Annotated in this window: 20 protein-coding genes; 8 read left to right on the top strand and 12 right to left on the bottom strand. The window is 74.4% G+C overall.

All coding sequences use genetic code 11. The annotated features are described in order from the left end of the window. Position 1: 1 nt before the first annotated feature. Complete coding sequence (locus tag AB0O09_RS29580) at positions 2-1,408, bottom strand: MBL fold metallo-hydrolase (protein ID WP_363546685.1); 1,407 nt, start codon at positions 1,406-1,408, stop codon at positions 2-4. Positions 1,409-1,543: 135 nt separating this feature from the next. On the opposite strand from AB0O09_RS29580, the gene AB0O09_RS29585 reads away from it, so the two are divergent. Together AB0O09_RS29585 and AB0O09_RS29590 are read left to right on the top strand one after the other, a co-directional pair. Beyond that, positions 1,544-2,512, top strand: a complete 969-nt coding sequence (locus tag AB0O09_RS29585; RefSeq protein ID WP_363546688.1) for a DUF1152 domain-containing protein — start codon at positions 1,544-1,546, stop codon at positions 2,510-2,512. A gap of 226 nt (positions 2,513-2,738) precedes the next feature. Then, positions 2,739-5,015, top strand: coding sequence for a terpene synthase family protein (locus AB0O09_RS29590; RefSeq protein ID WP_363546691.1), 2,277 nt, complete (start codon positions 2,739-2,741; stop codon positions 5,013-5,015). Between the two features lie 70 nt (positions 5,016-5,085). Here the strand turns inward: AB0O09_RS29590 and AB0O09_RS29595 are convergent, their stop codons facing one another. Continuing rightward, positions 5,086-5,631: a DUF1697 domain-containing protein gene (locus AB0O09_RS29595; protein ID WP_363546694.1), complete on the bottom strand. Its 546-nt coding sequence runs from the start codon at positions 5,629-5,631 to the stop codon at positions 5,086-5,088. A 39-nt stretch (positions 5,632-5,670) separates the two neighbouring features. Between AB0O09_RS29595 and AB0O09_RS29600 the strand changes: the two genes are divergently transcribed. Continuing rightward, positions 5,671-6,141, top strand: a complete 471-nt coding sequence (locus AB0O09_RS29600) for a pyridoxamine 5'-phosphate oxidase family protein (protein WP_344626638.1) — start codon at positions 5,671-5,673, stop codon at positions 6,139-6,141. Between the two features lie 66 nt (positions 6,142-6,207). Here AB0O09_RS29600 and AB0O09_RS29605 read toward each other — a convergent pair whose 3' ends face one another. Next, entirely contained in the window at positions 6,208-6,567 is a 360-nt protein-coding gene (locus AB0O09_RS29605; protein ID WP_363546697.1) for an ArsC/Spx/MgsR family protein, read from the bottom strand. Between the two features lie 179 nt (positions 6,568-6,746). Between AB0O09_RS29605 and AB0O09_RS29610 the strand changes: the two genes are divergently transcribed. Continuing rightward, positions 6,747-7,964 carry a cytochrome P450 gene (locus AB0O09_RS29610; RefSeq protein ID WP_363546700.1) on the top strand — a complete coding sequence of 406 codons (1,218 nt, stop codon included), beginning with the start codon at positions 6,747-6,749 and terminating at the stop codon, positions 7,962-7,964. A gap of 1 nt (position 7,965) precedes the next feature. Here the strand turns inward: AB0O09_RS29610 and AB0O09_RS29615 are convergent, their stop codons facing one another. Next, on the bottom strand, positions 7,966-8,580 hold the full coding sequence (locus AB0O09_RS29615) for an exonuclease (protein ID WP_363546703.1): 615 nt from the start codon (positions 8,578-8,580) through the stop codon (positions 7,966-7,968). 60 nt (positions 8,581-8,640) lie between these two features. Between AB0O09_RS29615 and AB0O09_RS29620 the strand changes: the two genes are divergently transcribed. Then, positions 8,641-8,892, top strand: coding sequence for a DUF6011 domain-containing protein (locus tag AB0O09_RS29620; RefSeq protein WP_363546706.1), 252 nt, complete (start codon positions 8,641-8,643; stop codon positions 8,890-8,892). Then, positions 8,889-9,857: an N-acetylmuramic acid 6-phosphate etherase gene (gene murQ, locus AB0O09_RS29625; RefSeq protein WP_363546709.1), complete on the top strand. Its 969-nt coding sequence runs from the start codon at positions 8,889-8,891 to the stop codon at positions 9,855-9,857. Before AB0O09_RS29620 ends, murQ begins: the two co-directional genes overlap by 4 nt. 3 nt (positions 9,858-9,860) lie before the next feature. Here murQ and glnA read toward each other — a convergent pair whose 3' ends face one another. Continuing rightward, on the bottom strand, positions 9,861-11,276 hold the full coding sequence (gene glnA, locus AB0O09_RS29630) for a type I glutamate--ammonia ligase (RefSeq protein ID WP_363546712.1): 1,416 nt from the start codon (positions 11,274-11,276) through the stop codon (positions 9,861-9,863). Positions 11,277-11,504: 228 nt separating this feature from the next. On the opposite strand from glnA, the gene AB0O09_RS29635 reads away from it, so the two are divergent. Further along, a complete protein-coding gene (locus AB0O09_RS29635; protein WP_363546714.1) occupies positions 11,505-11,972 on the top strand; it encodes an RDD family protein in 468 nt (155 codons plus the stop codon). 100 nt (positions 11,973-12,072) lie between these two features. On the opposite strand, the gene AB0O09_RS29640 is transcribed toward AB0O09_RS29635, so the two are convergent. From AB0O09_RS29640 to AB0O09_RS29670, 7 genes are all read right to left on the bottom strand, one after another. Then, positions 12,073-12,762, bottom strand: coding sequence for a DUF4191 domain-containing protein (locus AB0O09_RS29640; RefSeq protein ID WP_344626646.1), 690 nt, complete (start codon positions 12,760-12,762; stop codon positions 12,073-12,075). A gap of 164 nt (positions 12,763-12,926) precedes the next feature. Further along, entirely contained in the window at positions 12,927-13,130 is a 204-nt protein-coding gene (locus AB0O09_RS29645) for a hypothetical protein (RefSeq protein ID WP_363546750.1), read from the bottom strand. A 243-nt stretch (positions 13,131-13,373) separates the two neighbouring features. Continuing rightward, positions 13,374-14,327 (bottom strand): lipoyl synthase, encoded by a 954-nt coding sequence (lipA, locus tag AB0O09_RS29650; RefSeq protein WP_344626648.1) that lies wholly within the window; start codon positions 14,325-14,327, stop codon positions 13,374-13,376. A 120-nt stretch (positions 14,328-14,447) separates the two neighbouring features. Continuing rightward, entirely contained in the window at positions 14,448-15,218 is a 771-nt protein-coding gene (gene lipB / locus AB0O09_RS29655) for a lipoyl(octanoyl) transferase LipB (RefSeq protein WP_363546745.1), read from the bottom strand. A gap of 117 nt (positions 15,219-15,335) precedes the next feature. Continuing rightward, positions 15,336-17,246: a helix-turn-helix domain-containing protein gene (locus tag AB0O09_RS29660; RefSeq protein WP_363546718.1), complete on the bottom strand. Its 1,911-nt coding sequence runs from the start codon at positions 17,244-17,246 to the stop codon at positions 15,336-15,338. An 86-nt stretch (positions 17,247-17,332) separates the two neighbouring features. Then, the gene (locus tag AB0O09_RS29665; protein WP_363546720.1) at positions 17,333-18,676 is read right to left on the bottom strand and encodes an MFS transporter; all 1,344 of its coding nucleotides are present in this window, start codon (positions 18,674-18,676) and stop codon (positions 17,333-17,335) included. A gap of 82 nt (positions 18,677-18,758) precedes the next feature. Next, positions 18,759-19,532, bottom strand: coding sequence for a 3-hydroxybutyrate dehydrogenase (locus AB0O09_RS29670; RefSeq protein ID WP_363546723.1), 774 nt, complete (start codon positions 19,530-19,532; stop codon positions 18,759-18,761). 298 nt (positions 19,533-19,830) lie between these two features. Between AB0O09_RS29670 and AB0O09_RS29675 the strand changes: the two genes are divergently transcribed. Beyond that, a complete protein-coding gene (locus AB0O09_RS29675) occupies positions 19,831-21,486 on the top strand; it encodes a regulator (protein WP_363546725.1) in 1,656 nt (551 codons plus the stop codon). The last annotated feature ends 4 nt before the right edge of the window (positions 21,487-21,490 follow it).

The raw sequence follows: 21,490 nt of genomic DNA on the forward strand, positions 1-21,490 counted from the left end.
GTCAGGCCGTCGCGTCGCCGGTGCTCCGCCGCGGGGCGGCGGTGAGCCCGGCCAGGACGGCACGGTCGAAGGAGTCGTCGACGGCCACCACCTCGCGCCCGGCGGCGTCCAGCAGCGAGGCCGCGATGGCCGCCCGCATGCCGCCGGCGCAGTGCACCCAGACCGGCCCGGGCGGCACCTCGCCGATCCGGCCGGGCAGCAGGTGCACGGGGATGTGCAGCGACCCGGCGACCGCACCGTCGGCCCGCTCGGAGGCCCGGCGGACGTCCAGCACGACGGGCCGGCCGCCGTTCGCCGGCGGCGCGGCGAGGGCCGCCGCGAGGGCCGCGAAGTCGGCCCGTCGGAAGGAGCGCGGCCGCTCGCCGGCGGCCGTCCAGTCGGCGGGGCCGCCGGTGGCCGCGGCGGCGGGCCGGTCGATCCCGACCCGGACCAGCTCGCGCTGGGCGGCGGCGATCTCCTCGGCGGTCGCGGCGAGCAGGGTGACCGGCCTGCCCCAGGGGATCAGCCACGCCAGGTAGGTGGCGAGGCTGCCGGTGCCCTCGATGTTGAACGAACCGGCCAGGTGGCCCTCGGCGAAGGCGACCCGGCTGCGCAGGTCGACCACCCACTCGCCGGCGGCCAGCCGGGCGGCGAGCTCGGCGGCGTCCGCCCGCCGGGGCGGGGTGAGGTCGACCGGCGCCGGGCCGGCGGCGTTGGCCGGACCCATGTGGGCGTAGTAGGCGGGGACGTCCTCCAGGCCGGCCAGCAGGTCGGTGACGAAGGTGTCGACGTCCTTGACCAGGGCGTCGTTGGAGGTGCGCTCGGCGCCGACGGTCGTTCCGGCGGGGGCGCCGTCCGTGTGCCCGGCGGCGCAGAAGCTGCCGAAGCCGTGGGTGGGCAGCACCGCGGTGGTGTCGGGGAGGGCGTCGGCCAGCCGGTGCGCGGAGGCGTGCTGGGCGCGGGCCAGCTGCTCGGTGAGCCGCGGCTCCACCAGGTCGGGGCGGCCGACGGTGCCGATCAGCAGCGATCCGCCGGTGAAGGCGGCGACCGGGCGGCCGTCCTCCTCCAGCACGTAGGCGGTGTGGTGCGGGGTGTGCCCCGGGGTCGCGACGGCCCGCAGGGCGAGTCCGGCGTCCACCGGGTGCACGTCGCCGTCCTCGACCGGCACCCGGTCGAAGGAGACCCGGGCGCCGGCGGGCACCAGGTAGCGGGCGCCGGTGAGGCGGGCGAGCTCCAGGCCGCCGCTGACGTAGTCGTTGTGCACGTGCGTCTCGACCACCAGCGCGATCCGCACCCCGTGCCGGGCGGCCGCGGCGATCAGCCGGTCGACGTCGCGCGGCGGATCGACGACCACGCCGGCCCCCGCGCCGCCCGCCAGGTAGCTGCGGTTGCCGAGGCCGGTGAGTTCCACGGTGTCGATGAAGAACATCGCTGCCCCTTCCCGTTCCAGGGTACCCCTGGGGGTATCTCTCCTCCACTCCGGCGGAAGCACGCCGGGGCGTCCGGGGGAGGGGCGGGGAAAACCCGCACCCCCGGCCGGGGGCGCACCGGTAAGGTCCGCCGGATGACCGCTCCCGCACTCTTCGAGCCGCCGCTGCTCACCCGCCTCAGGGCCGCCGACCGGATCCTGGTCGCCGGGGCCGGCGGCGGCTTCGACGTCTACGCCGGACTCCCGATCGCCCTCGCCCTGCGCGCCGCCGGCAAGGAGGTCCACCTGGCCAACCTCTCCTTCAGCCACCTGTACGGCCTGGACACCGACGTCTGGCTCGCGCCGGACGTCGCCGCGATCCGCCCCGACACCCGCAGCGCCGAGCGGTACTTCCCCGAGCGCACCCTGGCCCGCTGGCTGCGGCTGCACGGCATGCCGGACACCGTCTGGGCGTTCGCCCCGGTCGGCGTCCGACCGTTGCGCGCGGCCTACCGGGCGCTGACCGACCACCTCGGCGTCGACGCGGTGCTGCTGGTGGACGGCGGGACGGACATCCTGATGCGCGGCGACGAGGCCGGGCTCGGCACGCCCGAGGAGGACATGGCCAGCCTGGCCGCCGTCGCCGGCCTCGCCCACCTCCCGACCCGGCTGGTCGCCTGCCTCGGCTTCGGCGTCGACGCCTACCACGGGGTCAACCACGCGCTGGTGCTGGAGAACCTCGCCGCACTCGACCGCGCGGGCGGCTACCTGGGCGCGTTCTCGCTGCCGCGGGAGAGCCGCGAGGGCGCGCTCTACCTGGACGCCGTCGAGCACGCCCGGGCCTCCTGCCCGGAGCACCCCAGCATCGTGCACGGCTCGGTCGCGGCCGCGCTGCGGGGCGAGTTCGGCGACGTCCGCTTCACCGAGCGGACGAAGGGCGGTGAACTGTTCGTCAACCCGTTGATGACGCTCTGGTTCGGCGTCACGGTGGAGGCGCTCGCCGCCCGGCACCTCTACCTCGACCGGATCGAACGGACCGTTCTGATGCGGCAGATCAGTTCGGTCGTCGAGGAGTTCCGCGACGGGCTGCCCGCACAGCGCCCACCTCGGGTTTTCCCGCACTGACCGGCACCGCCCCGGTCCGCCGGCGGCCAAAGGGGCGTGCACGGTCCGGTGCGCGCCGGGCGGGCAGCGATTCACGCCCAGCGCGCACCGGGCGTCCGTGCCTCCGCGCCCGCTCCGCCGACGGTGTGTCGCCGCCGCCGCTCGGGCAGACTCCGCCGCGATCATGACCGCCGGCCCGGACGCACCCGTCCGGACCGCCGGACGGCCCAGGAAAGGCGACCCGGCAGTGCCACAACCCTTCGAGCTCCCGGACTTCTACGTCCCGCACCCGGCGACGCTCAACCCCCACCTCGACCACGCCCGGGCCCACACCAAGCAGTGGGCCCGCGGCATGGGGATGCTGGAAGGCTCGGGCGTCTGGGAGGAGCGCGACCTCGACGCGCACGACTACGCACTGCTGTGCGCCTACACCCACCCCGACTGCTCGGCCGAGGAACTCGCCCTCGTCACCGACTGGTACGTCTGGGTCTTCTTCTTCGACGACCACTTCCTCGAGCTGTTCAAGCGCACCCAGGACCGCAAGGGCGGCAAGGCCTACCTCGACCGGCTGCCCGCCTTCATGCCGATGGACCCCGCCGAGGGCACGCCCGAGCCCACCAACCCGGTCGAGGCCGGTCTCGCCGACCTGTGGCTGCGCACCGTGCCCGGCACGTCCACCGACTGGCGCGAGCGCTTCCGGGAGTCCACCGAGCACCTGCTCCAGGAGTCCATGTGGGAGCTCTCCAACATCGACGCCGGCCGGATCTCCAACCCGGTCGAGTACATCGAGATGCGCCGCAAGGTCGGCGGCGCCCCCTGGTCGGCCGGCCTGGTCGAACACGCCGTCGGCGCCGAGGTCCCCGCCGCGATCGCCGCCTCCCGGCCGATGCGGGTGCTGCGCGACGCCTTCTCCGACGGCGTCCACCTGCGCAACGACCTCTTCTCCTACCAGCGCGAGGTCGAGGACGAGGGCGAACTCTCCAACGGCGTCCTGGTGCTGGAGACCTTCCTCGGCTGCTCCACCCAGGAGGCGGCCGAGCGGGTCAACGACCTGCTCACCTCCCGGCTGCACCAGTTCGAGAACACCGTCTTCGCCGAACTCCCGCTGCTCTTCGCCGAGCACGGACTCGACGCGGGCGAGGCCGCCGACGTCATGAAGTACGTCAAGGGCCTCCAGGACTGGCAGTCCGGCGGCCACGAGTGGCACCTGCGCTCCAGCCGCTACATGAACGGCGGCGGCGCCGCGGCCGGGCGCGTCCCCGACCTGCCCGGCCCGACCGGCGTCGGCACCGGGGCCGCCGACCTGCTCAAGGCGCTGCGCGGCCTGACCGACCCGGCCCGCGCCCGCAGCTTCGGCCACACCCCGTTCCGCCCGGTCGCCCCCGCGCCGCCGCCCGGGTTCGAAATGCCCTTCCCGACCAGGCTCAACCCGCACCTGGACGGCGCCCGGCGGCGGCTGGTCGACTGGGCCCGGCGGGTGCGGCTGATCGACCCCGTCCCCGGCGTCTGGACGGAGGAGAAGCTGGTCGACTTCGACTTCGCGCTCTGCGCCGCCGGCATCGCCCCGGACGCCGCCCCCGACCAGCTCGACCTGGCCGCCGACTGGCTCGCCTGGGGCACCTACGCGGACGACCTCTACCCGGCCGTGCACGGCGCCGCCCGGGACCTCGCCGGCGCCAGGCGGCGCAACGAGCGGCTGCTCGCCCTCATGCCGCTGGACGGCCCCGCCGCCGACCCGCTCGACGGCCTGGAGCGCGGCCTCGCCGACCTGTGGACCCGCACCGCGGAGCCGATGGACGACGGCTCCCGCCGCCGCTTCCGCGCCGCGGTCGAGCGGATGCTCGACTCCTGGCTCTGGGAGATGCTCAACCAGGCGCAGAACCGCATCCCCGACCCGGTGGACTACCTGGAGATGCGCCGCCTCACCTTCGGCTCCGACCTCACCATGAGCCTCGCCCGGCTCGGCCACGGCCCCGGCGTCCCCGACGAGGTCCACCGGCACGCCTCGATGCTGGCCCTGGAGAACTCCGCGGCCGACTACGCGATGCTCGTCAACGACGTCTTCTCGTACCGGAAGGAGGTCGAGCACGAGGGCGAGCTGCACAACCTGGTGCTGGTCACCGAGAACTTCTTCGACTGCGACCACCCGACCGCGCTCGGCATCGTGCTCGACCTGATGAAGTCCCGGCTGAGCCAGTTCCAGCACGTCGCCGACCACGAACTGCCGCAGCTCCACGAGGACTTCGAGCTGGACGCGGCCGCCCGCGCGGTGCTCGACGGCTACGTCGCCGAACTGCAGGACTGGATGGCCGCCGTGCTCACCTGGCACCGGGAGTGCCGCCGCTACAGCGAGGAGGACATCGCCCGGCACCACCGCCCGGCGCTGCCCGCGGCACCGGTCCAGGTGCCGCCGGTCCAGCCCTCGCCGGTCCAGCCCCCGCCGGTCCAGGTGGCGCCGGGCCCGACCGGCCTCGGCACCGCGGGCGTCCGGCTGCCCGCCCCGGCCGTCCCCGCCCTCCCCTGAGACGTGCCCCCGACGGCCCGCCGGTGCCCGTGACGGGCGCGGGGAACCGCGAGGTTCCCCGCGCCCCGGCTCACTTCTTCGCCGCCGCCAGGATCTTGACGGTGGTGTGGAAGAAGCGCGAGGTCGCCGTCCCGGCGTAGGCCCTGCCGAACAGCGTGGCCGGATTGCCGCCCAGCCGGCCGTTCCGCAGGTGCAGCACCACGAAGGCCGCGTTCGCCGTCGCGCCCACCAGCTCCCAGTCGCCCTTGGGGGAGGAGGCGGGCGGGGCGAGCTCCGCCGGCAGCGGCTCGGACAGGAACAGCACGCACAGCCGCAGCTCCGGCGTCACCTCGATCCCGGCGAACGGGTCGGCCGCGACGATCGCCTCCAGCTCGTCGAGCGTGCACAGCACCGTCGGCACCGGGTAGCCCAGCGCCCGCTCCAGGTGCTCCTCGATCCGTGCGGTGAGCGCCGCCCGGTCGGTCTCCTCCGTCTCGAAGAACACGTTCCCGCTCTGGATGTACGACCGCACCCGCGCCAGGCCCAGCTCCTCGAAGAGCTCGCGGAGGCGCTGCATGGTCACCGTGCGCCCGCCCACGTTGATCGCACGGAGGAAGGCGGTGTACGTCTGCGTCATGGAGCCAGTCTGGCAGCGGGCGCTGCCAGACTGGGGACCATGACGACCTGGCAGGACTTCGAGTACGAAGCGCCGGATCTCGCCCCGCTGGTGCGGGCCCGGTTCGAGGCGAACAAGCACCACGTGCTGGCCACCCTGCGGCGCGGCGGCGCGCCCCGGGTCAGCGGCACCGAGGTCCGGTTCATCGGCGCCGACCTGACCGTCGGCTCCATGCACGGCGCGGTGAAGGCCCTCGACCTGCGCCGGGACGGCCGCTTCGCGCTGCACAGCAACCCCGGCGACGGGTCGATGGCCGACGGCGACGCCAAGGTCTCCGGCACCGCCGTCGAGATCACCGACCCGGCCGAGCTCGCCGCCTACGAGGGCGACCTCCCCGAGGCGCCGCCCGGCGCCTTCCACGCCTTCCGGCTCGAACCGGAGGAGGTGGTGCTCACCACCGTCGCCGGCGACCGGCTGGTGATCCACGCCTGGCGGCGGGGCGAGGGCGTGCGGGTCTTCGAGCGGACCTGACCGGCGACCCGGCAGCCGCCGCGCGGGCGGCCGCCGCTGCCCGGGGAGCCGTCGCCCGGGGAACCGCTACTCGGGCAGCACCGAGCGGACGGCCTCGGGCGTCCGGGCCACCACCGCGTGACCGTCGTCCGCCGTGATGATCGGACGCTGGATCAGGATCGGCTGCTCGGCCAGCGCCGCGATCCAGCGCCCCCGGTCCGCCTCCTCACGCGGCCACTGCCGCATGCCCAGCTCCGCGGCCGCGGCCTCGTCCAGCCGGGTGATGTCCCACGGCTCCAGGTCGAGCCGGGACAGCACGTCCGCCAGCTCCGCCGGGGTCGGCGGTTCCTCCAGGTAGCGCCGCACGGTGTACTCGACGCCCGCCGCGTCCAGGTCCGCGACGGCGCTGCGGCACTTGCTGCACCGCGGGTTGATCCAGATCTCCATGCCGCCAGCCTAGCGAGGGCGCCCCGGACCCCTCCGGCGTCGTGTGTCCGCGCCGGCCTCCGCACTCCCGGCGCCGCGCGGGCCACCCCTCACGCCGGCGGGTGGTTCCGGGGCCGTCCGGGAACTCCCGCCCCGCACCGAAGGGTTGTACCCGCAGGACACGAGAGGGAGGCCGTGGGATGGACGGCGCAGCGATCATCGAGCAGTTGGTGGGCCCCGACGGGCGGGCCGATCCGTACCCGCTGTACGAGCTGGCGCACGGCCTCGGGCCGGTCGCACCCTGCGGTCCCGGAGTGTTGATGGCCGTCGGCCACCACGCCTGCGACCAGGTGCTGCGCAACCCCGCCTTCGGGGTCCCCGACCCGGTGCAGCGCGAGGCGTGGGAGCCGGGCTTCGCCGACCACCCGGCGAAGGTGCTGCTGAGTCGCTCGATCCTGGAGCGCAACCCGCCGGACCACGGCCGGATGCGCTCGCTGATCTCCTCCGTCTTCACCGCCCGCCGGGTCGCCGCACTGGAGCCCGCCGTCACCGCCGCCGTCCACCGGCTGCTCGACACGATGGCCGCGCAGGGCGCCGACGGCGGCCCGGTCGACTTCATGGACGCCTTCGCGTTCCGGCTGCCGGTCGGCGTCGTCTGCGAGCTGCTCGGCGTGCCCGAGGCCGACCGGCACCGCTTCCGCGGCCTCGCCTCCGACCTCACCGCCGCGCTGGAGCTGCTGATCGACGACAGCGAACTCGCCGCCGCCGACACGGCCGCCGAGGAGCTGTCCGACTACTTCACCCGGCTGGCCGCCGCCCGCCGCGCCCACCCGCAGGACGACCTGGTCAGCGCCCTCGTGCAGGTCGGCGCGGCGCAGCCCGAGCTGCTCTCCGGCCACGAGCTGCTCGCCAACCTGGTGCTGCTGCTGGTCGCCGGCTTCGAGACGACGACCAACCTGCTCGGCAACGCCGTCGCCCTGCTCTTCGACCACCCGGAGGCCGCCGCCGGGCTGCGGTCCGGCGCCGTCACCCCGGCCGGCCTCACCGAGGAGGTGCTGCGCCACGACTCGCCCGTCCAGCTGACCTCCCGGATCGCCCTCGCCGAGGGCCTGGACGTCGGCGGCGTCCCCGCCCCGCTCGGCACCGGCGTCTTCGTGCTGCTCGGCGCGGCCAACCGGGATCCGGCCCGGTACGAGCAGCCGACCCGCTTCGACCCCACCCGCAGGGACAGCCACCCGCTGAGCTTCGGCGGCGGCCCGCACTACTGCCTCGGCGCCCAACTCGCCCGGCTGGAGGCCCGGATCGCGCTGCCCGCGCTGTTCGCCCGGTTCCCCGCGCTCGCCCCGGCCGGGCCCGCCGAGCGGCGCGACCGCCTCGTGCTGCGCGGGTACCGCACCCTGCCCGTCCGGGTGGCCTGACTCAGTGCTCCGGCCCGCCCCACTCCATCAGGTTGGCGAACAGCTCCGCCTGCTCGCGGGCGTCGTCCAGCGCGTGGTGGGTGTGCGGCAGGTCCGGCAGCAGCGAGGCCGGCATCGACCGCTTGCCGATCCCGGCGAACGGCACCCCGGCCCGGGCCGCGTACAGCGTCTTCACGTCCAGGCAGCCCGAGTGCCCGAACGGGCTGCGCCCGGCGAACTCCATCAGGTACCAGTACAGGAACAGCCAGTCGTACGGCGCCGGGTAGCCCACCATGACCGGCCGGTACCGCCGCCCGTCCGGCCCGGCACAGACCCGCTCCACCCAGGAGCAGAACGCCGCCATCGCCGCCTCCGGCGGGGTGCCCCCGGTCAGCAGCGCCGCGCGGTCCAGCCCGGAGACGGCCAGCGCCTGCGGGTCGAAGCGCTCGGAGACCGGCCGCAGTTCGCGGTAGAAGCCGGCCGCCTGCCGGCCGGCCCGCCGGAAGCCGTCCGCGTCGTGGTGCCCGGCGACGGCGGCGCCGAAGGAGAGCATCGAGTACGGGCCGGGGATCGGGCCGTCGGCCTCGACGTCGACGGAGATGTACACGGTCGGGGTGGTGCGGCGCGCGGCGGACATGCGGGGATTCTTCCGGGCCGGACGGTGCCGCCGCGACCGGATTACCGCGAGAATCGGCCCATGTCCCAGCCCGCCCTGATCCCGCCCGTCCCGCCGCGGCTGCCGGAGCGCGTCCGGTGCCGGCGCTGCGGCCGCCTGCTGCACGACCCGCTCTCCCGGATGCTGCGCCTCGGCCGCGAGTGCCGCGGCCCGCAGGAGCCGGTGCGGGTCGTCGAGGGCGAGCAGGAGACCCTCCCGGGCCTGGCCGCGCCGGCCCCGACATCGTCCGCGCCCACCGCGACCCCCATGACCACGGAAGGCGGTGCGCCGTGACGGAGGACCTCCGCGCCCGGCTGGACACCCTGGCGACCGAGGCGCACCGCCCCGAACTGGCGGGCCTCGACCGGCTGCCCACGCTGGAGATCGCCGCGCTGATGAACGGCGAGGACCGCACGGTGCCCGAGGCGGTCGGCCGCCGACTGCCGGAGATCGCCGCGGCGGTGGACGCGATCGCCGCGCGGCTCGCCCGCGGCGGGCGGCTGGTCTACGCGGGGGCGGGCACCGCCGGGCGGATCGGGGTGCTGGACGCCGCCGAGTGCCCGCCCACCTTCGGCACCGACCCGGAGCTGGTGGTCGGCCTGATCGCGGGCGGCCCGGAGGCGGTGCTGAACGCCGTGGAGGGGGCCGAGGACGACCGCGGGCTGGCCGTCGCGGACCTGGACGGGATCGGCCTGACCGCGGACGACGCGGTGATCGGGGTCTCCGCCTCCGGGCGGACGCCGTACGCGGTGGCCGCCGTCGCGCACGCCCGGGCCCGCGGCGCGCTGACGGTCGGCCTGGCCTGCACCGCCGGTTCCGAGCTGGGCGCGGCGGCCGAGCACCCGATCGAGGTGGTGGTGGGCCCGGAGGTGCTCACCGGCTCGACCCGGCTGAAGGCCGGCACCGCGCAGAAGCTGGTGCTCAACATGGTGTCGACGATCACCATGGTCCGGCTCGGCCGCACCTACGGGAACCTGATGGTCGACCTGCGGGCCACCAACGAGAAGCTCAGGGCCCGCTGCCGCCGGATCGTCGCCCTCGCCACCGGGGCCGCCCCCGAGGCCGCCGACCGCGCCCTGGACGCCGCCGGCGGCGAGGTGAAGCCCGCGGTCCTCACCCTGCTCACCGGTCTCGCCCCCGCCGACGCCGTCCGCCTGCTGGCCGCCCACGGCGGACGCCTGCGCGAGGCCCTGGACGCCGCCGGGCGCACCGCGGCCCCCGTCCCCGGGGTGGGGACGGAGGCCGACGGCGCACCGTAGGGCCTACAGGTCGAAGTAGAGCTCGAACTCGTGCGGGTGCGGCCGCAGCGCGATCGGGGCGATCTCGTTGGTGCGCTTGAAGTCGATCCAGGTCTCGATCAGGTCGGGGGTGAACACCCCGCCCGCGAGCAGGTACTCGTGGTCGGCCTCCAGCGCGTCGAGGACGGCGCCGAGCGAGGCGGGCACCTGCGGCACCGCGGCGTGCTCGTCGGGGGCCAGCTCGTAGAGGTCCTTGTCGACCGGCTCCAGCGGCTCGATCTTGTTCTTGATGCCGTCCAGCCCGGCCATCAGCATGGCGGAGAAGGCCAGGTACGGGTTGGACGCCGGGTCGGGCGCGCGGAACTCGATGCGCTTGGCCTTGGCGTTCGACCCGGTGATCGGGATGCGGATCGCCGCGGAGCGGTTGCGCTGCGAGTACACCAGGTTGACCGGCGCCTCGAAGCCCGGCACCAGGCGGTGGTAGGAGTTCACCGAGGGGTTGGTGAAGGCCAGCAGCGAGGGCGCGTGGCGGAGCAGGCCGCCGATGTAGTAGCGCGCGGTGTCGGAGAGGCCGGCGTAGCCCTGCTCGTCGTAGAAGAGCGGCGAGCCCTCGGTCCACAGCGACTGGTGGACGTGCATGCCGGAACCGTTGTCGCCGAAGATCGGCTTGGGCATGAAGGTGGCGGTCTTGCCGTTCCGCCACGCCACGTTCTTGATGATGTACTTGAACAGCATCAGGTCGTCGGCGGCGTGCAGCAGGGTGTTGAACTTGTAGTTGATCTCCGCCTGGCCGGCGGTGCCCACCTCGTGGTGCTGCCGCTCGACCTGCAGGCCGGCGGCGGCGAGCTCCAGCGACATCTCGGCGCGCAGGTCGGCGAAGTGGTCCACCGGCGGCACGGGGAAGTAGCCGCCCTTGTACTTCACCTTGTAGCCGCGGTTGCCGCCCTCCTCGATCCGGCCGGTGTTCCAGGCGCCGGCGATCGAGTCGATGTGGTAGTACGAGGCGTTCGCACTGGTCTCGTAGCGGACCTCGTCGAACACGTAGAACTCGGCCTCCGGGCCGAAGTACGCGGTGTCGGCGATGCCGGAGGAGGCGAGGTAGGCCTCGGCCTTCTTGGCGACGTTGCGCGGGTCGCGGCTGTAGGCCTCGCCCGTGATCGGGTCCTGGATGAAGAAGTTGATGTTGAGGTGCTTCTCGGATCGGAACGGGTCCAGCCGGGCCGTCGCCAGGTCGGGGACGAGTGCCATGTCGGACTCGTGGATGGCCTGGAAGCCCCGGATCGAGGAACCGTCGAACATCAGGATCTCGGACGGGTCGAAGGTCGAGGCAGGCACTGAGAAGTGCTGCATGACGCCCGGCAGGTCGCAGAACCGGACATCGACGAACTTGATGTCGTTGTCCGTGATGTACTGCCTGACCTCGTCGGCGTTGGTGAACATCCATCCTCCTCAGCTGCGTCCGGCCCACCGTAGGAGCCGGCCGTTTCCGGTTGGTGATTTCCCCGTCCTCTGCATGTTAACCAGCAGCACCCCGAGTGTGGGCAAAGTCATACGGGATGTGCAAAGCGCTCAAAACGGGCATCGATCGGTCCGGGCCGCCCGCCGGTGCCGTGCGTGTCGGGGGAGGCCCCGGAAGATCGCACGTGAAGCCCGGATACTGTGGATTTCGTGGACACCAGAGATGCGTTGGGATCGTGGCTGGACGGGCCGAAGGCCGCCGCCGAGAAGATGGGCGCCGACTTCGGCCACCGCGGCGAGCGCCTCGGTCTGCCGAAGGACGGCCCCGGCTCCGTCGCCGGCCCCGGCCGGCGCCTCGGCGCCCTGTTCGTCGACGGCTGGCTCTGCAGCCTCGTCGCCTACGGCCTGCTCTCCCGCGGCGACCAGGCCGGCGCCAACCTGTGGACGACCCCGCTCTTCTACGTGGTCACCGTCGTCCTGCTCACCACCAGCGGCACCACCATCGGCAAGCGGCTCTTCGGCCTGCGCGTCGTCCGGCTGGACGGCGCCCGCGCCTCGATCCCGCAGGTGCTGCTGCGCACCCTGCTGCTCTGCCTGATCGTGCCCGCCGCGATTTGGGACCGCGACACCCGCGGCCTCCACGACAAGGCCGTCGGCACCGTCGAGGTCCGCATCTGACACCCGGCACCCGTGCCCGGCCCGGGCGCCGGCCCGGAACGTCGAACGGCCCCGCCGCGAGGATTCGCGGCGGGGCCGTGGTGTCGGTGGGGGTGGGGGCTCAGCGGACCTGGCCGCCCTTGGGCATCCGGGCGCCCTTGGGCATCGGGCCCTTGGGGATGGGCGCGCGGGAGAGCAGGTCGCCCAGCGCGCGCAGCCGGTCGTTGGTCTCGGTGACCTGGGCCGGGGTGATCGCGCGCGGCAGCCGCATCAGGTGGATCTGCAGCTTCTTCAGCGGGATCTCGCCCTCGCCGTTGCCGACCATGATGTCGTGCACCGGGACGTCGCCGACGACCTTGGCCATCTTCTTCTTCTCGGCGGCCAGCAGCGGACGGACCCGGTTCGGGTTGCCCTCGCCGATCAGCGCGATGCCGGGGCGGCCGACCGCGCGGTAGACCGCGTCCTGGCTGCGGGTCACCGCCACCGGGGTCGGGTTGGCGTTCCAGCCGCGCCGGATGTTGTTCAGCACCGCAGCGACCGCGCCCGGCTGGCCCTCCATCTGCCCGAAGGCGGCCCGCTCGGCCCGGCGTCCGAAGACCACCGCCACCGCCAGGAAGCCCACGACGAAGCCGAGGATGCCCAGGTAGACGGGGTGCCCGATCGCGAAGCCGATGGCGAGGAACACGCCGAAGGTGATGAGGCCGACTGCGGCGATGATCAGGCCGATCTTGGTGTCGACCTTCTTGGTCATGGTGTACGCCGTGCGGATCTGCTGCAGCCGCCCGGGGTTCTCGGATGTTTCCCTCGCCATAGGGCTCATGGTACGTGCCGGGGGGGCGGGTTATCCAAGGGCGGTGCCCCGACCGGTGCCGACCCCGCCCGTACGGACCCGCGGGCACCCCGCGCGGGGAGCGGGGAAGGGCCCGGCGCGAGGCTCCGGTGACGTCTCGGGAACGGTGTCCCGGGAACGGCGTCTCAGGAACGGCGGCGCAGGCCCGGTGCCGCGCCCGCGTCCAGCTCCCGTTCGGCGGCGTGCCGGCGGTTCTCGCAGACCGCGGCCCAGGCGTTGCGGCGGGCCTGCCGCTGGCCGCCGGCCAGCAGCACGCTCTCGGCGTAGCGCAGGGCGCCGCCCACCGACGGCATCCGCGCCGGCAACAGGCCGCGCTGCACTCCGCTCACTGCCCCCATGCTCAACAGCTCCCCTCAGGACCGGCGGACGACTGACACCGTCAGGGTCGCCCGCAGGTGTTACCGATCGGTGACCTGCCGGTCAAAGTCGCATGAAAGCCGCACGACTGCAAGACGGCCGCGCCGCAGGTACGCCGGAGGGCGGCAGGCTCCTGCCCGCCGCCCCCGAAGCTTCCGGTACGACCCTCGTACGGCCCCGCGCGGACCCCTCCGGGCCGGACCCGGGTGCCGGCGTCAGACCGCCGCGCGCTCGCGGTGCTCCAGCGCCTGCCGGTACAGCCGGCCCGCGCGGTACGAGGACCGCACCAGCGGACCCGACATCACACCGGCGAAGCCGAGCTCCTCGGCCTCCTCCTGCAGCTCCACGAACTCCTGCGGCTTCACCCAGCGCTCCACCGGGTGGTGGCGCAGCGAGGGCCGCAGGTACTGGGTGATGGTGATCAGCTCGCAGCCCGCCCCGACCAGGTCGGCCAGCGCCTGGCTGACCTCCTCGCGGGTCTCGCCCATGCCGAGGATCAGGTTGGACTTGGTGACCAGGCCGGCCGCGCGGGCCTGCGTGATGACGTCCAGCGAGCGCTCGTAGCGGAAGGCCGGGCGGATCCGCTTGAAGATCCGCGGGACCGTCTCCACGTTGTGCGCCAGCACCTCGGGACGGGAGGAGAAGACCTCGGCGAGCTGCTCCGGGACGGCGTTGAAGTCCGGGATCAGCAGCTCCACACCGGTGCGGCCGGCCTCGCGGCCGGCGGTCATCGCGTGCACCTGGCGGACGGTCTCGGCGTACAGCCAGGCGCCGCCGTCCTCCAGGTCGTCACGGGCGACACCGGTGATGGTGGCGTAGTTCAGGTCCATGGTGACGATGGACTCGGCGACCCGGCGCGGCTCGTCCCGGTCGAACTCGGCGGGCTTGCCGGTGTCGATCTGGCAGAAGTCGCAGCGGCGGGTGCACTGGTCACCGCCGATGAGGAAGGTGGCCTCGCGGTCCTCCCAGCACTCGAAGATGTTGGGGCAGCCGGCCTCCTGGCAGACCGTGTGCAGCCCCTCCTTCTTCACCAGCGAATGCAGGGCGTTGTACTCCGGGCCCATCTTCGCCCGGGTCTTGATCCACTCGGGCTTCCGCTCGATGGGGGTCTCGCTGTTGCGGACCTCCAGGCGGAGAAGCTTCCTGCCGTCGGGCGCGACAGCGGACACGTGCAACTCCTAGAACTAGACGGGGTACCCCCAGGGTACGCCTGTGCTTTCATCGCCTGTACCGGGCCTGTTGCCCCTCAATCGCAGGGCAACGTGGCTACTGATCGGTAGATTCCCGCCTCAGCGGGCGACCGCGGGCTCGGGCAGCTCCGCGAAGACCTCCGCCAGGTGCCTCTGCACCACCGGCAGCGCGTCCGCCACGCCGAACGGCCGGGCCAGCTCACCGGAGAGCGACCCCACCCCGGCGTCCCGGATCCCGCACGGCACGATCCGGTCGAACCAGGTCATGTCCGGATCGCAGTTCAGCGCGAACCCGTGCATCGTCACCCCGCGCGCCACCCGGACGCCGATCGCCGCCAGCTTCCGGTCGTCGCCCCGCTGCCCCGCGTTCGACGGCGCGTACTCCGGACCGGCGAGGCGCGGATCGATCCCCAGCGGCAGCCCCATCCGCAGCGTCAGCTTGCCGATCTCCACCACCTGCGACGGATCCACCACCGCGTCCGGGATGTCCTCGCCGAGCACCCACACCCCGCTGCGGCCCTCCACCCGCGAGGTCGCCACCCCGACCTCGGCGCAGGCGCGGATCAGCGCCTCCTCCAGCCGGCGCACGTACGCCACCACGTCGACCGGGTCCGGCAGCTTCACGATCGGATAGCCCACCAGCTGCCCCGGCCCGTGCCAGGTGATCTCGCCGCCCCGGTTCACCTGCACCACCGGGGTGCCGTCCAGCGGGTAGTCCTCCGGGTTGGTGCGCTTGCCCGCGGTGAACACCGGCGGGTGCTCCAGCAGCAGCACGGTGTCCGGGATCTCGTCCGCGACGCGCAGCGCGTGCAGCCGCTGCTGTTCCTCCCAGGCCTCCGGGTACGGGACGGCACCCTCGCCGATCCCCATCGTCACGAACCGTACGTCCTCGCTCACCGCTGCTCCTTGCCAGGCGTTCGAGACCAACCCGGTCACTGTACGCCTGCCCCCGGAAGAGCCGTTCGGCCCCCGAGGAGGCCGCCGCCGTCAGGCCCCGGCGAGGAGCTGGAGGCGCAGGGCGAGCTGCAGTTCCAGGGCGCGCTCGGGGGAGTTCCAGTCCCGCCCGAGCAGCACCTCGATCCGGTCCAGCCGCTGGACGACGGTGTTCACGTGGACGTGCAGTTCGTCCTTGGCCCGGGTGAGGCTGCCGCCGCAGTCGAAGTAGGCCCGCAGGGTGCGGACCAGCTCCGTCCCGCGCCGGGCGTCGTAGGAGACGAGCGGGCCGAGCGCGGCCCCGACGAACCCCGCGACGTCGTGCCCGTCGCCGAGCAGGACGCCGAGGAAGCCGAGCCCCGCGGCGGAGGCCCCGCAGCCCTCGCGCCCGAGCACCCGCAGGGCCCGCACGCACCGCACCCCCTCCCCGTGCGCCGCCGCGAGCGCGGCCGGCCCCGCGGCGGGCCCGCCCGCGCCGACGGTGACCGGGCAGCCGGCGAGCCGGGCGAGGCGTTCGGCGGCGTCGGCGGCGGCCCGGTCGGGCGCGGTGCCGTCGTCGGGCAGCAGCAGCACGACGGCCTCGCCGTGCTCGGCGCTGATGCCGCGGGTGCCGAAGAGGTGGCGGGCGGCGGCCCCGGCGAGCCGGGAGCGGTCGGCGGGGTCGGCCTCGGCGACGAGCACGAGGTAGCGGCGGCCGAGGTCGACGCCGAGCCGGCGGCCGCGGGCGGTGAGGCCGGCGGGGTCGCGGTCGGGTGCGGTGAGCAGGTCGGCGAGGAGCTCGCCGCGGACGCGGTTCTCCGTCTCGGCGACGGAGCGCCGCAGCAGCAGGAGCAGCGCGGTGACCACGCTCGCCCGTTCGAAGATCCGCCGGTCGGCGTCGTCGAGGTCGGCGCGGCCGCGCAGCACGAGGCCGCCGAGCAGGTCGTGGCCGGCCAGGGCGGCGCAGACCCAGTCCTCGCCGCGGCGCACCGCGCGGCCCTCGGTGCGGGAGGCGGCGAAGGCGTCGGCGAGGTGCCGGGACGGGCCCGCGGCGCCGTCCGGGCCGGGGCGGCCGGTGAGCGGGTGCCCGTCGCCGTCGTGGACGGCGACCTCGCCGCCGAGCAGGGTGGCGACCTCGGCGGCGACGTCGGCGGCCTCGGCGCCGCGCAGCACCAGGTCGGTGAGCCGGTCGTGGGCCTGTTCGGCGCGCTGGACGACGGCGGCGTGCGCCTGGATGACGTGGTTGGCGGCGGCGAGGTCGGTGAGCGCGGCCCGGGTGTCGGCGAGCGCCTTCGCGGTGTCCAGGGCGACGGCGGCGTGCGCGGCGAGGGTGCAGAGCAGCGCCACCTCGTCGGGGGAGAAGGCCCGCGGGGAGCGGTCGGCGGCGAACAGCACGCCGATCACCCGGCCGCCGAGCAGCAGCGGCACGCCGATGATCGCGACCAGGCCCTCGTCCAGCACACCGGCGTCGATGGTGCCGGTGTGGTGGAACCGCTCGTCGGTGCGGTAGTCGGGGGTGGCGTACGGCCGGGCGGTCTGCGCGACCAGCCCGCCGAGGCCGTCGCCGAGGCTGAGCCGCAGGGTCTGGAAGAGTTGGGAGACCGAGCCGTCGGTGACCCGCATGTAGGTGTCCCCGGCCTCCTCGTCGGGGAGGGTGAGGTACGCGGTGTGGGTGCCGAGCAGCATCCGGGCCCGGCGGACGATGGCCTGCAGCACGGCGTCCAGGTCGCGGGAGGCGGCGAGGTCGCCGGCGGTGTCGAAGAGCGCCGTCAGTTCCGCCTCGCGACGCCGGTGCTGGCGCAGCGTCCGGTGCACCCGCAGGGCCTGCCAGGCGGCGGCGTCGATCTCGGCGAGGACGGCGGCGGGCGCGCCCTGCCGGCGCGCCTCGGCGAGCACCTCGGCGAAGTCCTCGGTGGCCGCGCCGGAGGCGAGCAGGTCGATCAGCCGGCGCAGTGCGGGGGCGGCGCTCTCGGGGGGCTCGTTCATGGTGCGGGCCATCGTGCCATTCATCCGTGCGGTCCGGGAGCGGCCCGGCCCGGGGCGGGGGAGTCGCCCCGGGCCGCGCCGGCGGGTCAGCCGACCGGCACGCCCTCGCGGGCCGGCTCGGTGTCGGCGAGGTCCTCGCCGCGGGTCTCCCGGGAGCAGAGCACCGCGAGGACGGTGATCGCGGCCGCGATCGCCACGTACACCGCGATCGGGGTCGAGCTGCCGTGGTCCTTGAGCAGCGCGGTGGCGATCAGCGGGGCGGGGGCGCCGGCCGCGACCGAGGAGAACTGGGCGCCGATCGAGGCGCCGGAGTACCGCATCCGGGTGGCGAACAGCTCGGAGAAGAACGCCGCCTGCGGGGCGTACATCGCGCTGTGGAAGACCAGGCCGATCGTGATCGCCGCGACCAGCGCGCCGAAGGACCTCGTGTCGACCATGCCGAAGAAGACGAACGCCCAGACGCCCACGCCGACCGCGCCGGCCAGGTACACCGGCTTGCGGCCGACCCGGTCGGAGAGCGCGCCGAACAGCGGGATCAGCGCGAACTGGACCGCGGAGGCGATCAGCACCGCGTTCAGCGCGGTCTGCTTCGGCAGGTGGACGTGCCCGACCGCGTACGCCAGCACGAAGGTGGTCATCACGTAGTACGAGATGTTCTCCGCCATCCGGGCGCCCATGGCGACCAGCACGTCCCGCCAGTGGTTGCGCAGCACGGCGACCAGCGGCGGCTGCTCCACGGACGTCCGGGCCTTCGCCGCCCGGAGCGCCTGCTGGAACAGCGGCGACTCGTCCACCGCGAGCCGGATCCACAGGCCGACCGCGACCAGCACCGCGGAGAGCAGGAACGGCACCCGCCAGCCCCAGGAGAGGAAGGCCTCGTCCGAGAGGGTCGCCGTCATCAACGACAGCACGCCGGCCGCCAGCAGGTTGCCGGCCGGGGCGCCGCCCTGCGGCCAGGACGCCCAGAAGCCGCGCCGGGCCCGGTCGCCGTGCTCGGAGACCAGCAGCACCGCGCCGCCCCACTCGCCGCCCAGTGCGAAGCCCTGCACCAGCCGCAGCGCGGTGAGCAGCAGCGGCGCGGCGACGCCGATCTGGCGGTACGTCGGCAGGCAGCCGATCAGCGTGGTCGCGCCGCCCATCAGCAGCAGGCTCAGCACCAGCAGCCGCTTGCGGCCGATCCGGTCGCCGAAGTGCCCGAACACCAGGGCGCCCAGCGGGCGGGCGGCGAAGCCGATGGCGTAGGTGAGGAAGGAGAGCAGGGTGCCGGTCAGCGGGTCGCTGTCGGGGAAGAACACCTTGCCGAAGACGAGGGCGGCGGCGGTGCCGTAGAGGAAGTAGTCGTACCACTCGACGGTGGTGCCGATGAGGCTGGCGCCGACCACCTTCCAGAGCGGGGAGCCTGGTCTCGCGACGTCGGGAGAGTGGGCCATGGGGTCACCTGTTCTCGGGGGAGGGGCTGTGCGGGAGGGTACGGGCGGGGGGCCCGCGGGACGGAGGCCGGGAGGGGCCGGGTCAGTGGGCCGTCCAGCCGCCGTCCACGGGCAGGCTGGCGCCGGTGATGTAGGAGGCGGACGGGGAGCAGAGCCAGAGCGCGAGCTGCGCGACCTCGTCGGGCTCGATCAGCCGCTTGACGGCGGTGCGGTCGAGCATGATCTGCTCCACCACCTCGTCCTCGCGGATGCCGTGCGCCAGGGCCTGGGCGGCGACCTGCCGCTCCACCAGGGCGGTGCGCACGTAGCCCGGGTTGATGCAGTTGCTGGTGACGCCGTGGGGGGCGCCCTCCAGGGCGGCGGTCTTGCTGAGCCCCTCCAGCCCGTGCTTGGCGGTCACGTACGCCGACTTGAAGGCGCTGGCGCGCAGCCCGTGCACCGAGGAGATGTTGACGATCCGTCCCCACCCGTTCCCGTACATGTGCGGCAGGGTGCGGCGGATGATCCGGAACGGCGCCTCCACCATGACCCGCTGGATCAGCGCGAACCGCTCGGTCGGGAACTCGTGCAGCGGGGCGACGTGCTGCAGGCCGGCGTTGTTGACGACGATGTCGGCGTCGTCCGGCAGGGCCTCCACCGCCTGCGGGTCGGAGAGGTCGGCGACGACGGCGACCCCGCCGATCCGCCCGGCGAGCTCCTCGGCCGGGGCGGCGGCGACGTCGACGACGTACACCCGTGCGCCGGCCGCGGCGAAGGCCTCGGCGCAGGCCCGGCCGATCCCGGAGGCGGCTCCGGTGACCAGCGCCGTCCGGCCCCGCAGGGCCGCCGGCGGGGCGGTGGCTGAAGTGGTGTCCATGGCCGAGAACGGTAGGAATCCTCCGCCTCCGCTCCCATGTGTCCGGACGACACAGGCCGGCCCCGGCAGGTGTGGTGGGACGCCATGGCCGGGCCCAGGGCGCACCGGTGGTGCAAGCCAAACCCCGTGTGCGCCCGCTTCCCCGTATCGGGCGCCCTTGCATCACCCGTTCGGAGGATTGCACGCCCGAATCGACCCATAGCGCCCGAATGCTCGCTACTGTCACGCCGATTCCCGACAGGGGGCGTCGCCCGAAAACCGGGGGGACCGGAGCGGCGCTCGAGAGGTGTTGACTGACATGCCCCAACGGCCTGTGACCGACAGCCCGGCGTTCGGACCGCTCGATGCGCTCGACCCGCACGAAGTGCAGGCCGGGGCCCCTCCGCAGGTGTCCGACGAAGACGACGACCGCCCGGTGGAGACAGCCACCGGGAACCACCGCACCCAGAACCCGCAACTCGCCGCGCTCATCGAGGAGTCCGGCTTCTCGCACGCCGGTCTGGCCCGCCGGGTCGACCAGCTCGGCCTGGAGCACGGCCTCGACCTGCGCTACGACAAGACCTCGGTGACCCGCTGGCTGCGCGGCCAGCAGCCCCGCGGCGCGACCCCGGCACTGATCGCCGAGGTCTTCACCCGGCGGCTCGGCCGCCGCCTCACCGCCCAGGACGTCGGCCTCGACGCGTGCGCCCCGGTCTACGCCGGGCTGGAATTCGCCGAGACCCCGCAGGAGGCCGTCGACATCGTCGCCTCCATGTGGCGCAAGGACAACGGCCCGTACGCCGAGCTCCGCAAGATCGCCTTCACCCCGGCCGGCCTGGTCGTCCCCAGCCGCGACTGGCTGATCGGCCGCACCGACGAACGGGTCGCCCGGGACGCCACCACGCTGCCCCCGGAGGAGCTGGCCGGCACCCGGCCCGCCGCCGCCGGAGCCGTCCGCGGCCCGGCGCGCCCCGTCCCCGGACGGGTCCCGCAGCAGGCCCGCCGGCCGCTCCCCGGCACCGAGGGCGCCGAGCAGAACGCCCCCGGCCGGGACTCCCGCCCGGCCGTCCGGGTCGGCCGCGGCGACATCGCCGCCATCCGCGCGGTCGGCGACCTCTTCCGGGCGCTCGACCACGCCTACGGCGGCGGCCACGCCCGGCAGGCCCTGGTCCGCTACCTGGAGAGCGAGGCCGAGCCGATGCTGCGCGGCCGCTACGGCGAGCAGATCGGCCGGGCGCTGTTCGGCGCCGTCGCCGACCTCACCAGGCTGGCCGGCTGGACGTCCTTCGACATCGCCGCGCACGGCCTCGCCCAGCGGTACTTCGTCCAGTCGCTGCGGCTCTCCCAGGCCGCGGGGGACCGCGTGCTCGGCGGCTTCGTGCTCACCACCATGAGCCAGCAGGCCGTCCACCTCGGCCACGGCCGGGAGGCGATCCAGCTCGCCCGGGTCGCCCAGCAGGGCGTCGGCACCACGGCGGCCCCGGTCGTCCAGGCGCTGATGCACGCCGCCGAGGCCCGCGGCCACGCGCTGCTCGGCGACGTCCGCGCCTGCACCGCGGCGATGGTCCGCTGTGAACGGGCGCTGGCCACCGCCCGGCCGGGCGACGAGGCGCCGTCCTGGTCGCGCTACTTCGACGAGGCCCAGCTGGCCGACGAGTTCGCGCACTGCTACCGGGACCTGCAGCAGTGGCGGCCCGCCGCCCAGCACGCCGAGAAGTCGCTGCGGCTGCGCGCCCCCGCCTACGCCCGCAGCCGGATCCTCTGCCGCCTGGTGCTGGCCACCTCGCGGCTCGGCATGGGCGAGGTCGAGGAGTCCTGCACGATGGCGGGCGAGTCGCTGCGCGCCGCCGGCGAGATGCGCTCCGCCCGCACGGTGGAGTACCTGCGGGACTTCCACCGCCGCCTCGCCCCCTACCGGGCCACCCCGACCGTGCGGGCCTTCGAGGAGGCCGCCCGCCAGGCCGGGGTGATCTGAGCGC

Source organism: Kitasatospora sp. NPDC093679, from assembly GCF_040683455.1.
Classification (GTDB): Bacteria; Actinomycetota; Actinomycetes; order Streptomycetales; family Streptomycetaceae; genus Kitasatospora; species Kitasatospora arboriphila.

Excerpts from the sequence above, each read along its gene's own strand:
- lipB (WP_363546745.1), bottom strand. The coding sequence starts at position 15,218 with ATGGGGATCGGCGAGGGTGCCGTCCCGTACCCGGAGGCCTGGGAGGAA.
- AB0O09_RS29675 (WP_363546725.1), top strand. The coding sequence starts at position 19,831 with ATGCCCCAACGGCCTGTGACCGACAGCCCGGCGTTCGGACCGCTCGAT.
- AB0O09_RS29620 (WP_363546706.1), top strand. The coding sequence starts at position 8,641 with ATGTCCCAGCCCGCCCTGATCCCGCCCGTCCCGCCGCGGCTGCCGGAG.
- glnA (WP_363546712.1), bottom strand. The coding sequence starts at position 11,276 with ATGTTCACCAACGCCGACGAGGTCAGGCAGTACATCACGGACAACGAC.
- AB0O09_RS29615 (WP_363546703.1), bottom strand. The coding sequence starts at position 8,580 with ATGTCCGCCGCGCGCCGCACCACCCCGACCGTGTACATCTCCGTCGAC.
- AB0O09_RS29640 (WP_344626646.1), bottom strand. The coding sequence starts at position 12,762 with ATGGCGAGGGAAACATCCGAGAACCCCGGGCGGCTGCAGCAGATCCGC.
- AB0O09_RS29605 (WP_363546697.1), bottom strand. The coding sequence starts at position 6,567 with ATGGAGATCTGGATCAACCCGCGGTGCAGCAAGTGCCGCAGCGCCGTC.
- AB0O09_RS29665 (WP_363546720.1), bottom strand. The coding sequence starts at position 18,676 with ATGGCCCACTCTCCCGACGTCGCGAGACCAGGCTCCCCGCTCTGGAAG.
- AB0O09_RS29580 (WP_363546685.1), bottom strand. The coding sequence starts at position 1,408 with ATGTTCTTCATCGACACCGTGGAACTCACCGGCCTCGGCAACCGCAGC.
- AB0O09_RS29670 (WP_363546723.1), bottom strand. The coding sequence starts at position 19,532 with ATGGACACCACTTCAGCCACCGCCCCGCCGGCGGCCCTGCGGGGCCGG.
- AB0O09_RS29585 (WP_363546688.1), top strand. The coding sequence starts at position 1,544 with ATGACCGCTCCCGCACTCTTCGAGCCGCCGCTGCTCACCCGCCTCAGG.
- AB0O09_RS29595 (WP_363546694.1), bottom strand. The coding sequence starts at position 5,631 with ATGACGCAGACGTACACCGCCTTCCTCCGTGCGATCAACGTGGGCGGG.
- AB0O09_RS29610 (WP_363546700.1), top strand. The coding sequence starts at position 6,747 with ATGGACGGCGCAGCGATCATCGAGCAGTTGGTGGGCCCCGACGGGCGG.
- AB0O09_RS29660 (WP_363546718.1), bottom strand. The coding sequence starts at position 17,246 with ATGAACGAGCCCCCCGAGAGCGCCGCCCCCGCACTGCGCCGGCTGATC.
- AB0O09_RS29600 (WP_344626638.1), top strand. The coding sequence starts at position 5,671 with ATGACGACCTGGCAGGACTTCGAGTACGAAGCGCCGGATCTCGCCCCG.